10 protein-coding genes and 1 pseudogene are annotated in these 11,981 nt (G+C 68.2%); 8 read left to right on the top strand and 3 right to left on the bottom strand.

The window, feature by feature from the left end; all coding sequences use genetic code 11:
- Nucleotides 1-65 precede the first annotated feature (65 nt).
- The 3 genes from ACFOWZ_RS31030 to ACFOWZ_RS31020 all read left to right on the top strand — a co-directional run bounded on the left by ACFOWZ_RS31030 (nucleotide 66) and on the right by ACFOWZ_RS31020 (nucleotide 3,515).
- Complete coding sequence (locus tag ACFOWZ_RS31030) at nucleotides 66-917, top strand: helix-turn-helix domain-containing protein (protein ID WP_382377460.1); 852 nt, start codon at nucleotides 66-68, stop codon at nucleotides 915-917.
- The gene (locus ACFOWZ_RS31025; RefSeq protein WP_382377459.1) at nucleotides 892-1,107 is read left to right on the top strand and encodes a DUF397 domain-containing protein; all 216 of its coding nucleotides are present in this window, start codon (nucleotides 892-894) and stop codon (nucleotides 1,105-1,107) included. Before ACFOWZ_RS31030 ends, ACFOWZ_RS31025 begins: the two co-directional genes overlap by 26 nt.
- A 122-nt stretch (nucleotides 1,108-1,229) precedes the next feature.
- Complete coding sequence (locus ACFOWZ_RS31020) at nucleotides 1,230-3,515, top strand: RelA/SpoT family protein (protein ID WP_382377458.1); 2,286 nt, start codon at nucleotides 1,230-1,232, stop codon at nucleotides 3,513-3,515.
- Nucleotides 3,516-3,591: 76 nt separating this feature from the next.
- Here the strand turns inward: ACFOWZ_RS31020 and ACFOWZ_RS31015 are convergent, their stop codons facing one another.
- The gene (locus ACFOWZ_RS31015; protein ID WP_382377457.1) at nucleotides 3,592-4,446 is read right to left on the bottom strand and encodes a peptidylprolyl isomerase; all 855 of its coding nucleotides are present in this window, start codon (nucleotides 4,444-4,446) and stop codon (nucleotides 3,592-3,594) included.
- Nucleotides 4,447-4,560: 114 nt separating this feature from the next.
- Between ACFOWZ_RS31015 and ACFOWZ_RS31010 the strand changes: the two genes are divergently transcribed.
- From ACFOWZ_RS31010 to ACFOWZ_RS31000, 3 genes and pseudogenes are all read left to right on the top strand, one after another.
- Complete coding sequence (locus tag ACFOWZ_RS31010) at nucleotides 4,561-5,268, top strand: MBL fold metallo-hydrolase (RefSeq protein ID WP_382377456.1); 708 nt, start codon at nucleotides 4,561-4,563, stop codon at nucleotides 5,266-5,268.
- 5 nt (nucleotides 5,269-5,273) lie between these two features.
- A pseudogene (hisS, locus tag ACFOWZ_RS31005) lies at nucleotides 5,274-6,521 on the top strand (histidine--tRNA ligase); the annotation flags it as partial.
- 92 nt (nucleotides 6,522-6,613) lie between these two features.
- Nucleotides 6,614-7,240, top strand: a complete 627-nt coding sequence (locus ACFOWZ_RS31000) for a hypothetical protein (RefSeq protein WP_030473623.1) — start codon at nucleotides 6,614-6,616, stop codon at nucleotides 7,238-7,240.
- A gap of 16 nt (nucleotides 7,241-7,256) precedes the next feature.
- On the opposite strand, the gene ACFOWZ_RS30995 is transcribed toward ACFOWZ_RS31000, so the two are convergent.
- A complete protein-coding gene (locus ACFOWZ_RS30995; RefSeq protein WP_382377455.1) occupies nucleotides 7,257-8,093 on the bottom strand; it encodes a spermidine synthase in 837 nt (278 codons plus the stop codon).
- A 45-nt stretch (nucleotides 8,094-8,138) separates the two neighbouring features.
- Here ACFOWZ_RS30995 and ACFOWZ_RS30990 point away from each other — a divergent pair, with 45 nt between their 5' ends.
- Complete coding sequence (locus ACFOWZ_RS30990) at nucleotides 8,139-8,492, top strand: DUF1304 domain-containing protein (protein WP_030473621.1); 354 nt, start codon at nucleotides 8,139-8,141, stop codon at nucleotides 8,490-8,492.
- Here the strand turns inward: ACFOWZ_RS30990 and ACFOWZ_RS30985 are convergent.
- On the bottom strand, nucleotides 8,413-9,807 hold the full coding sequence (locus ACFOWZ_RS30985; protein ID WP_382377454.1) for a YibE/F family protein: 1,395 nt from the start codon (nucleotides 9,805-9,807) through the stop codon (nucleotides 8,413-8,415). The genes ACFOWZ_RS30990 and ACFOWZ_RS30985 overlap by 80 nt on opposite strands.
- A gap of 165 nt (nucleotides 9,808-9,972) precedes the next feature.
- Between ACFOWZ_RS30985 and ACFOWZ_RS30980 the strand changes: the two genes are divergently transcribed.
- A complete protein-coding gene (locus ACFOWZ_RS30980) occupies nucleotides 9,973-11,949 on the top strand; it encodes an intein-containing Rv2578c family radical SAM protein (protein WP_382377453.1) in 1,977 nt (658 codons plus the stop codon).
- The last annotated feature ends 32 nt before the right edge of the window (nucleotides 11,950-11,981 follow it).

The following is an 11,981-nucleotide window of genomic DNA, read 5'->3' as shown; positions in this document are numbered from 1 at the left end:
CGCGCACTCGTTTTCACCCCAATGAGCTGGTTCGTGGAGGAGGGCCAATGCCTACCGTCGGACGAATGACTGCGATCACCTCCACCGCCTACAGCCGCGACCTGGGCGACGAACTGCGTCGGCTCCGCGAGAAGTTCACCGGGCTGACGGGCTTCGCCTTCGCGGAACAACTCGGCTGGGACCCGAGCAAGGTCTCCAACATCGAGAACGGCAAGGCGCGCGCGAGCGAGATCGACCTGGTCCAGTACCTGATGATCTGTGGTCGGGACAGCACCTACTTCGAGGCATTCCGTGACCGTTACCGCTACGCCTTCGACCCGTATGTGGCCCTGGTGCCGGACAACCTGCGCACCCTCGCGATGGCGGAAGCACAGGCGAAGAAGATCACCAGTTACGACGTGCTGTCAGTTCCTGGCCTCATCCAGACCCCTGAGTACGCGCAAACGCTGCTTGCCTCGGGTCGGAACACCCCGTCCGACATCGAGAAGTTTCTGAAGTGGCGTATGGAGCGGCAGGCCGTCCTCAAGCGGCCGAATCGCCCGGAGTGTCGCTTCTACGTACACGAGCTGGCTCTCCAGCTCCAGGTGGGCGATGAACGGATCATGGAGGAGCAGTACCTCCGCATGCTGTTCAACACGCACATCCTGAGGATCGTGCCGATGTCGGCTGGCCCTGCGCCGATCAGGATGTCTCCACGGATGCTCTTCAGCTTCGAGAAACTGATACCCGTGGCGTACAGCGAGACCGATCTCGCGAGGGTCTTCGCGCACGACGGAGCCGCCATCGCGGACAGTCGGGAGTTCTTCAAGTGGTTGGATGCCCTTGCTTTGGATGAGGGACAATCGCGGAGCATGCTGGCGAACTACGTCAGCGGTCTCCGAAAGGACTCCCATGAGCCACGCACGGAGCTGGCGTAAGAGTTCCTACAGCGGCCCTCAAGGGGACAGCGCCTGCGTCGAGGTGTCGCTCGCGGCGCCCGCCGCCTCCTTCGCGCCTTCCGCGTCCGACTCCGCCGCGGCGCTCGTGCGTGACTCGAAGGCCACTCGCGGTGACGCCCTGGTCTTCTCGATTCAGGCGTGGCGCGCGTTCGTGGCGAGCGTCGCCTGATCGGCTCAGCAAAAGTTTGGGCGGCGTTCACCGTGTGAGCTGCGCCGCTCAGCGCGCCATCGGAAGTTTCGTCAGCGTGAACGCGTTATCCTCGGTACTCGCGAGACCCGAGGAGCGTGGGGTTGAGTCAAGACACCGAACCCGCTGCGACGGTTGTTCAACCGTCGGCTACCCGGCGCGTGCGCGCCCGCCTTGCGCGGCGCATCACCGCCCAACGTGCGGCCCCGGTGAAGCAGGTCCTCGAACCTCTCGCCGCCGTGCACCGTGACCTCCATCCCAAGGCCGATCTGGCGCTTCTGCAGCACGCATATGACGTTGCCGAGGAGAAGCACCGCCCGCAGCGCCGCAAGTCCGGCGATCCGTACATCACCCACCCGCTCGCCGTGGCGACGATCCTCGCCGAGCTGGGCATGGACACCACGACGCTGGTGGCCGCGCTGCTGCACGACACCGTGGAAGACACCGACTACTCGCTCAACCAGCTCAAGGAAGACTTCGGTGAGGAAGTCGCCCGGCTGGTCGACGGCGTCACGAAGCTCGACAAGGTCAAGCTGGGGGCAGCGGCCGAGGCCGAGACCATTCGCAAGATGGTCATCGCGATGGCGAAGGACCCTCGGGTTCTGGTCATCAAACTGGCCGACCGGCTGCACAACATGCGCACCATGCGGTTCCTGCCGCCGGAGAAGCAGGCCCGCAAGGCCCGTGAGACGCTCGAAGTGCTCGCACCGCTTGCCCACCGGCTGGGCATGGCGACCGTCAAGTGGGAGCTGGAGGACCTCGCGTTCGCGATCCTGCAGCCGAAGAAGTACGACGAGATCGTCCGCCTGGTCGCGAAGCGTGCGCCGAGTCGCGACACGTATCTGCGGACCGTCGTCGAGGAGCTCAACACGCAGCTCGAGGCCGCGCGGATCGTCGCGAAGGTCGAGGGCAGGCCGAAGCACTACTACTCGATCAACCAGAAGATGATCGTGCGCGGCCGGGACTTCGACGACATCCACGACCTCGTGGGTGTGCGGATCCTGGTCGACGAGGTGCGTGACTGCTACGCGGCCATGGGTGTGGTCCACGCGGCCTGGCAGCCGATGCCGGGGCGGTTCAAGGACTACATCGCGCAGCCGCGGTTCGGCGTGTACCAGTCGCTGCACACGACCGTCATCGGTCCCGACGGCAAGCCTCTCGAGGTGCAGATCCGCACCCACGAGATGCACCAGCGGGCCGAGTACGGCATCGCGGCGCACTGGCGCTACAAGGAGACCAAGGGCACGCACAACGGCAAGTCCGTCGAGATCGACGAGATGGCGTGGATGCGCCAGCTCCTCGACTGGCAGCGGGAAGCCGCGGACCCCGGTGAGTTCCTCGAAGGGCTGCGCTGGGACCTCGCCGCGCGCGAGATCTTCGTGTTCACGCCCAAGGGTGACGTCGAGACCCTGCCGACGGGTTCCACGCCTGTCGACTTCGCCTACGCCGTGCACACCGAGGTCGGGCACCGCTGCATCGGTGCGCGCGTCAACGGTCGTCTGGTCGCTCTCGAACGCAAGCTCGAGAACGGCGAGGTCGTCGAGATCTTCACCTCCAAGGCGGAGGGGGCGGGCCCGTCCCGCGACTGGTTGAGCTTCGTCGCGTCACCGCGCGCCAAGGCGAAGATCAAGCAGTGGTTCGCCAAGGAGCGCAAGGAAGAGGCGATCGAGCAGGGCAAGGACGCGATCACCAAGGAGGTCCGCCGCGTCGGGCTGCCGATCCAGCGTCTGGTCAGCGTCGACTCGATGCAGGCCCTCGCCAAGGAACTGCACTACCCGGACATGAGCGCGCTGTACGCGGCGGTGGGTGAGGGCCACACGAGCGCCCGCCACGTCGTGCAACGGCTCGTCGCGCAGCTCGGCGGTGTCGACCACGCCGAAGAGGAACTGGCCGACCGCGCCACCCCGTCCACGGTCACCAGGCGCCGCCCCACGGGCGACGCGGGCGTGATCGTCAAGGACGCGGGCGACGTGTGGGTGAAGCTCGCCCGCTGCTGCACTCCGGTGCCGGGCGACGACATCCTCGGCTTCGTCACGCGCGGCGGCGGCGTGTCCGTGCACAGGACCGACTGCACGAACGCGGACGAGCTGCTGAAGTCGCCGGAACGCCTCCTCGACGTCGAATGGGCGCCGTCGGCCTCCAGCGTCTTCCTGGTCGCCATCCAGGTGGAGGCGCTCGACCGGCACCGCCTGCTCTCGGACGTCACGAAGGTGCTGGCCGACGAGCGCGTGAACATCCTGTCGGCGTCGGTGACGACGTCGCGGGACCGCGTGGCCGTCAGCCGGTTCTCGTTCGAGATGGGCGACCCGAAGCACCTCGGGCACGTCCTGAAGGCGGTGCGCAGCGTGGAGGGCGTCTACGACGTCTACCGCGTGACCTCAGCCTCGTAACGCCCGGCCTTGTAAACGATGAACGGCGCTTTTGTCCACCTGAGGTGGACAAAAGCGCCGTTCATCGTGTTAAGAGTTAGTTCGCGACCAGCGCCGACTTGATGTCGACCGGCGTCTTGGGCTTGCCGTCACCCTGACCCGGCTGCTGCGAGATCGTGCCGGTCTTCGCGACCTCGTCGATCTTCTTCAGCGAGTCCTGGTCCACCGTGCCGAAGATCGTGTACTTCGGCTGCAGGTTCGCGCCGTCGCCGTAGACGATGAAGAACTGCGAACCGTTGGTGTCCGGGCCCGAGTTCGCCATGGCGAGCACGCCGCGGCCGTAGGTCAGCTCCGGGTAGACCTCGTCCTTGAACGAGTAGCCGGGGCCTCCCATGCCGTTGCCGCCGGGGTCGCCGCACTGCAGCACCTGGATGCCGGTCACCACGAGGCGGTGGCACGTGGTGTTGTCGAAGTACTTCTGCTTGGCCAGCGAGACGAAGTTGTTCACCGTGCACGGGGCCAGCGACCGGTCGAGGTTGAACTTCAGGTCACCGATCGAGGTGCCGAGCGTGACGCCGACGGTGCCGGTCGCCGGCTGCTCGCCGTTCGCGGGCGGCGTGTTCTCCTTGGCCGCCGGCTCCTGGCCCTTCGTGTATTCACAGTTCACCTTTTCCGGCAACGCCTGCGGGCGCTTCGGAATCTGGTGCATCTCGGTGGGGATCTTCTCCGCCTTGTCCACCGACTCCTGCTGCGGAGTCTCCGATGCGGCGGCGTCACCGTTGCCGAAGTCGTGGGTCGCGAGCCACCACACACCACCTCCGACGAGCGCAACAACGACGACCGTCGAGACGACGGCGATGATACGACGCTTCTTGGCCCGCTCCTGGCGGTAGACCATCTGACGCTCAAGCTTGCGCTTGGCTGCCGCGCGTCGCTGCTCGTTGGTGGGCACGTGCTCCCTCCCCAGGGACTCATGCGAATAGGGCGGACGGCTCGGGAGTCTAGGGCCTGCGCATATGGCCTTTGTGTAGTGGTTAGGCTGAAGGGGATTAGGGAGGTCATTTTCGTGCTCGTGATCGGGTTCCCGACCGGTGCGCTCCAGGCGAACTGCTTCGTCCTGGCGGCCGGTGAGGGCGAGCCCTGCGTGATCATCGATCCCGGTCAGGACGCGGTCGAGCCGATCGAGCAGGCGTTGCGCAAGCACCGGCTCGCACCGGTCGCCGTGCTGCTCACGCACGGGCACTTCGACCACACGTTCTCCGTCACGCCCGTGTGCGACGGCAACGACATCCCCGCCTACATCCACCCGGACGACGTCGAGATGCTGTCCGACCCGCTCAAGGGCGTCAGCCGCGAGTCGGCCGTGTTCTTCGGGGGCAACCTGGAGATGCGGGAGCCGAACGAGGTCCGCGAGCTGAAGGACGGCACCGACCTCGACCTCGCCGGGCTGAAGATCACCGTCGACCACACGCCGGGCCATACCGGCGGGTCGGTGATGTTCCGCTCCGGCGTGCAGGAAGGCGGTCGCCTGGTGATCTCGGGTGACACGCTCTTCGCCGGTTCCATCGGACGCACCGACCTGCCTGGCGGTGACCACTCACGCATGTTGTCGTCTCTGCAGAGCAAGGTCCTGACCTTGCCCGACGACACGGTGGTGCTGCCCGGCCACGGACCGACGACGACCATTGGCCGCGAGCGCGCGACGAACCCGTACCTGCTTCAGCTGCAGGACGCTGTTCCCGACGCGCAGGCCGCCCCGCACCGAGGACTTTGAGAGACGTGTTTTCCGCACCCAAAGGCGTTCCCGACTACATCCCGCCGACGTCCGCCGCGTTCCTGCACGTCCGGTCGACGCTGACCCGTGCCGCCGAGCTCGCGGGCTACGCCTACATCGAGCTGCCCGTCTTCGAGGACACGGCGTTGTTCTCCCGCGGTGTCGGTGAGTCGACCGACGTCGTCACCAAGGAGATGTACACCTTCCTCGATCGCGGCGACCGGTCCATCACGCTGCGCCCCGAGGGCACCGCGGGCGTGATGCGGGCCGTGATCGAGCACAGCCTCGACCGCGGCTCGCTGCCGGTGAAGCTCTTCTACGCTGGCCAGTTCTTCCGCGCCGAGGCCCCGCAGGCCGGCCGGTACCGGCAGTTCCACCAGGTCGGCATCGAGGCGATCGGCGTCGACGACCCCGCGCTCGACGCCGAGGTCATCGCGGTCGGCGACGCCGGGTTCCGCGCGCTGGGCCTGACCGGCTACCGCCTGGAGATCACCTCGCTGGGCGACGCGAACTGCCGTCCCGCGTACCGGGAGAAGCTCCAGGCGTTCCTGGCGAAGCTGCCGCTCGACGAGGCGACCCGCCAGCGCGCCGAGCTGAACCCGTTGCGCGTGCTCGACGACAAGCGCCCCGAGGTGCGCGAGATGGTCGCCGAGGCGCCGCTGATGGTGGACCACCTGTGCGACGAGTGCCGTGCGCACTACGAGCTCGTGAAGGGCTACCTGACCGAGCTGGGCGTGAAGTTCGTCGAGAACCCGCGCATGGTCCGCGGCCTCGACTACTACACGAAGACGACGTTCGAGTTCGTCCACGACGGCCTGGGCGCGCAGTCCGGCATCGGCGGCGGCGGCCGTTACGACGGCCTGATGGCCCAGCTGGGCGGCCAGGAGCTGTCCGGCGTGGGTTTCGGTCTCGGCGTCGACCGCGCGCTGCTGGCGGCGCAGGCGGAGGGCGTGCTGCCCGAGCTCGGCCGCGTCGACGTGATCGGCGTGCCGCTGGGCGAGGCCGCGCGGGCCCGGCTCGTCGCGATCGCCGGGGAGCTGCGTGCCGCCGGGGTGCGGACGGACCTCGTCTACGGCGGCCGGTCGATGAAGGCGGGCTTCAAGGCCGCCGACAAGTCGGGCGCGAAGCTCGCTCTCGTGCTGGGCGAGCGCGACCTGGAGGCCGGCAACATCGGCGTGAAGACCCTCGCGACCGGCGAGCAGATCACCGTGCCGCTCGCGGACGTGATCTCTGCGGTGCGCGACGCGTTGAAGGCGAGCGAGCTGGTGGCCGCGGTGCCGGGTGGTGCCGAGGCGCTGGCGTCGGACCTGGGTGGCGCGGTGGCCGAGGCGGTGCGGGAGACCCCGTGAGCGACGACAAGCTCGTTCTCGACCTGCTGGACCAGGCGACGGTCCGCAAGCGTGCGCGGATGGTGGCGATCGGCGGCCTCATGGTCGCCCTCGCCTTCGGCGCGGTGATCGGGTTCTTCGGTGGCCGCTGGGCGGGCATCATCGCGTTCCTGATCGTGTCGCTGCCGGTGATCCTGCTGGCGCTGTCCGAGGCCCGCCGCACGGTGTGGCTGGAGGGCACGACCGTGTACGTCCGCGCGTTCGGCACGCGCCAGGTCGACCTGGCCACCGCCGACGCGCTCGACCTCCTGGTGACCGACCTGCGCGGCGCCAGGACCGTCGGGCTGTTCGTGCGCGGCGGCAAGAAGGCGATCAACGTCGCGTTGTCGATGTACGCGGGCACCGGTGGCCGTGAGCTGGGCATCTACCAGCTGCGGAGGCTGGCCGACGCGCTGGCGGCGCGGGGCGACACGCCTGGCCTGGTGTTCTCGGAGCTGCTGGTGGCCCAGCTGCGGGCCGAGGCGCGCGGGCTGGCCGCGGCCGACCGTCCGCTGTACCGGCTGGGGTCGCTCGCGCCGGCGGGCCGCATGGCGCAGAAGCTCCATCCGGACGCCGTGTCGAAGTTCGTGACGTCGCTGGACTGAGTGCCGGGCAAGGCGCCTACGTGCCCCAGAGGCCTGAGGGCGGCGCGGGGGACAGGGTCGCGGTCGCGTCGGTGGTGACCGGTGCGCCACCGATGAACTTCGTCAGCCCCGTGCCGTGCTCGACCCGCCCCGGGAACGGATCTCCGGCGGTCGCTCGCGTCAGCTGCTGCATCGGCAGGCCGGTGTGCGACGCCAGGATCACGAAGTTGCCGAACCTGCGGCCGCGGAACACGCCCGGTTCGGCGAGCACGCAGACGTGTTCGAACACCGCGCGCACGGTTGCGCACTGGGCCCGTGCGAACTGCAGGCCGTTGCCGTCGCCGATGTTCGCCGCGTAGATCCCGTCGTCCGCGAGCGCCGAGGACGCCTGCCGCACGTACTCGACCGACGTCAGGTGCGCGGGCGTGCGGGCTCCGGCGAAGCAGTCGCTCACGATCAGGTCGAACGAGCCGGGGCGCGCCTTCACCAGCACCGCGCGGGCGTCACCGGTGGTGATCCTCACCCGAGCCGGTGGCGGGAGCTCGCGGCGGATGAACGCGATCAGCCCAGCGTCGATCTCGGCCACCTGCTGAGACGCGCGAGGCAGGAGGTCCGCCACGTAGCGCGCCAGCGTGAGAGCGCCACCACCGAGGTGGAGAACACGCGAAGGCGCCGTGAGGTCGACGATGTGACCCAGCCGGCGGACGTACTCGAACTCGAGGTAGGTCGGGTCGTCCAGGTCCACATGCGACTGTGGGGTTCCATTGACCCGCAACGTCCACGAGTTCCGTCCACCCAGGTCGGGCACCAGCTCCGCGACACCTGAGTCGATCGACTCGGTGATCGCCTCTGTGTCGGGCCGCTGTCTTCCCACTGCTCTATTGTCTCATCGGGCGTGTCAGTCCAGAGGAGGACCTACGTGCAGGTTATCGCCAACATCCTGATCGCCCTCGTGGCGTTGATTCACCTCTACATCGTGGTGCTGGAGATGTTCCTCTGGACGACACCGCGTGGCCAGAAGGCGTTCAACCTGACGCCGGAGTTCGCACAGGAGACCAAGACGCTCGCGGGGAACCAGGGCCTGTACAACGGCTTCCTCGCGGCCGGCCTGATCTACGCGCTGATCCGGCAGGACTTCGGCGCGTCGGTGCTCTTCACGGTGTTCGTGATCGTGGCGGGCGTCTACGGCACGTTCACGGCGAGCCGGAAGATCTTCTTCGTGCAGGTGGTGCCTGGCGTGCTGGCGCTGCTCTTCGTGCTCTTGGCGCGCTAGGCCGTTCCCACGGCCCCTTGTCGGGGTCGTAGCCGATGAAGAGGTCGCCCTCGATCCGTGCGGGCCGCGGCTTCTCGGGCTTCGGCTCGGGCTTCGGGCGCTTCACGGTCTTCGGTTCCGGTTCCGGTTCCGAAGGCTCGGAGGGCTCTTCTGTCGGGGGGACCTCCTGGCGCACCGCGACGAGCGCGGCCAGGGCGGTGGTCACCGGGACCGCCGCCACCAGGCCGATGCTGCCGACCAGGGTGCGCACGATCTCCTGCGCGATCTGCTGTGCGGTCAACACCTCGCCCATCGACCGCCCGGCGAGCGAGATCGCCAGCAGCAACGGCAGCGCGGCGCCCGCGTAGGCCATCACGAGCGTGTTCACCACGGACGACATGTGGTCGCGCCCGATGCGCGAGCCCGCCGCGAAGAGCTCCCGCCACGTCAGCTTGTCGTTGGCGCGGCGGAGCTCCCACACCGCGCTGGTCTGGGTGACCGTCACGTCGTCGAGGACGCCCAGCGCGCCGATGAGCGTGCCGGCGAGCAGCAGCCCGCGCGTGTCGATGTCGGTGCCGAGCAGGGTGACGAGGTTGACCGTGTCCTCGTCGAGGCCGGTCAGCTTCGACACCACCGAGAACAACGCGCCCAGCACCCCGATCAGCGCGAGGCTGACCAGCGTCCCGAGCACCGCCGTCGACGTTCTCGCGGACACGCCGTGCGTCAGGTACAGCACCACGAACATGATCAGCCCGGCGCCGACCACCGCCACCAGCAGCGGGTTCTCGCCCGCGAGGATCGACGGCATGATGAACAGCGCCAGCACCGCGAAGCTCAGCAGCAACGCGCCGAGTGCCGCGAGCCCCTGCCACCGCCCGAGCAGCAGCACGGCACCAGCGAACAGCAGCGCCAGCACGGCGAGCGACCAGCCGCGCTGGAAGTCCACGATCTGGTAGGACTCGGCGGCCTGCGGCTGACTGCCCGAATAGGACAGCACGACCTCGTCGCCGACCTGGAAGTGCGGTGCTCCTGGGCCTTGCGGGCTCGGGATCGTCACGCTCTGCCCGCTCGCGTCGCCGTCGGTCATCCGCACGGTGATCGCGATGCACTTGTCGCCGCAGTTCGCCTGCATGCCGGTGACGACCGCCTCGACCGGCTTCTGGTGCAGGCCGATCGCCGCGCCGGTCTTCTGCTCGTGCCCGAACGGGTAGAGCAGCGCCGCGCCGACGATCGTGGCCAGCGCCAACGGCACCAGCAGCCACATCAGCAACGTGCGCACGCGCTGCGACGCGGGTTCCGCTGGTTGTGCGTGGCTGTGCCCGTGACCGTGACCCACGCGTGACATCCTGCCCCATGAGGTGTTGGGCTGCGGTTACGGGCTGCTCTGGTCCACACCGGACGTTGGTGCGCGGCACCACGAACCCCACGTGCAACACGGCACCCCAACGGGTGACCGGCAGGCTCCTTGACCGCTGTTCGAACATGTGTTCGAATCGATGACGTGCGATGGGACGGACAGAAACTCGAGGCAGAGCCGCAGCAGGCACTACCGGGGCTACCGGGACTGGTGCGCAGCGTACGAACTCCTGAGTTCGCGGACGTGGTGTTCCACGAGGTCCGCGCCAAATCCGTGCTCAACGGGGTACCGGGTTCGTCGCTGCCCTTCTCGTGGACCGTGAACCCGTACCGGGGCTGCTCACACGCCTGCACCTACTGCATGGCCGGTGACACCCCGATCCTCATGGGCGACGGCCGCACCAAACCGTTGTCACAGCTGAGGGAGGGCGATGAGATCTACGGCACCGAACTCGTCGGCAACTACCGGCGCTACAAGCTCACGACCGTTCTCGCGCACTGGGAGACGCGCAAGGAGGCGTACCGGCTGACGCTGGAGGACGGCACCTCGGTGGTCGCGTCCGGTGATCACCGCTTCCTGACCGACCGCGGGTGGAAGCACGTGACCGGCGAGACGGCCGGCACGGGTCGCCGTCCGCACCTGACGACCGGCAACAAGCTGATGGGCACGGGGGCTTTCGTCGAGCAGCCGACCGTGACCGACGACTACCGCCGCGGCTACCTGCGCGGCATGGTCGACGACGAGAACGAGTTCCGGATCCCGTTGGCCGACATAGAGGCCATGGACCGCACACAGGAGTACCTCGACTACTTCGGTGTGCGAGAGGGGAGTGGATTTCTGCACCAAGTGCGCGACCTCGCGCACTGGCAGATAGCCCCGAACCCCGACTGGCTCAAGGGATTCCTGGCCGGCGCGTTCGACTACCTGGGGACCTGCTCGCGCAGCATCCTGCGGCTGTCGTCGCGCAACGCCACCGTCATCGAGGCGATCGTGCTGGCGTTGAAGCACTTCCACTTCGACTTCGCGATCGAGGAGCTGCGCCGCCGTCGCGGTGTGCGGGTCGTGCGGCTGCGCGGTGGACTGCGCGAGAACCTGCGGTTCTTCCACACCGTCGACCCGTCGATCACGCGCAAGCGCGACATCGACGGTGTGGCGATCAAGTCGCAGCAGCCGTTGGGCGTCGTGTCCGTCGAACCGCTCGGCGAGATGACGTTGTACGACATCACGACCGGTACGTCCGACTTCATCGCGAACGGTGTGGTGTCGCACAACTGCTTCGCGCGCAAGACGCACACGTACCTGGATCTGGACTCCGGCAAGGACTTCGACAGCCAGCTGATCGTCAAGGTCAACGCGGGGGAGGTGCTGTCGCGTCAGCTGCGGTCTCCCCGCTGGAAGCAGGAGCACGTCGCGCTGGGCACGAACACCGACCCGTACCAGCGGGCGGAGGGGCGGTACGCCTTGATGCCAGGGATCATCGAGGCCCTGACCGCCTCCCGCACGCCCTTCTCGATCCTCACCAAGGGCACGTTGCTGGCGCGCGACCTGCCGCTGCTGACCGCGGCGGCCGAGGTCGTGCCGGTCGGGATCGCGGTGTCGCTCGCGTTGATGGACCGCGACCTGCACCGGTCGCTGGAACCGGGCACGCCGACGCCCGCCGCTCGCCTCGACCTGGTGCGGAAGGTGCGGGAGGCGGGGTTGCCGTGCGGGGTGTTCGTGGCGCCCGTGCTGCCCGAGCTGACGGATTCCGTGGAGCAGCTGGACTTCCTGCTGGAGCAGATCGCGGACGCCGGCGCCACCGGCGTGACCGTGCTGCCGCTGCACCTGCGTCCCGGCGCGCGGGAGTGGTTCGCGGCCTGGTTGCGCCGTGAGCACCCGGACCTGGTCGAAACCTACCGGCACCTGTACGGCAACGGGTCCTATGTGGACAAGCGGTACCGCAAGTGGCTGACCGCGCGGGTGGTCCCGTTGATCGAGAAGCACGGCCTGGCACCACGCGGCCGTTCCACCGACGCCGTCACCGGTGTGCCCGGCGACGACGACGGCGTGTGGCCCGACGGCAGCCTGCCGGTCGGTGTGCCGGCGCCACGCGTGGACCAGGAACAGCTCACCCTGCTCTGAACTGCACTGCTCTGAACTGCACTGCGGTAGGC

The sequence above is a fragment of the Lentzea rhizosphaerae genome (assembly GCF_042649515.1).
GTDB classification, from domain to species: Bacteria; Actinomycetota; Actinomycetes; order Mycobacteriales; family Pseudonocardiaceae; genus Lentzea; species Lentzea aerocolonigenes.
This window is presented reverse-complemented; position numbering and strand designations above follow the sequence as displayed.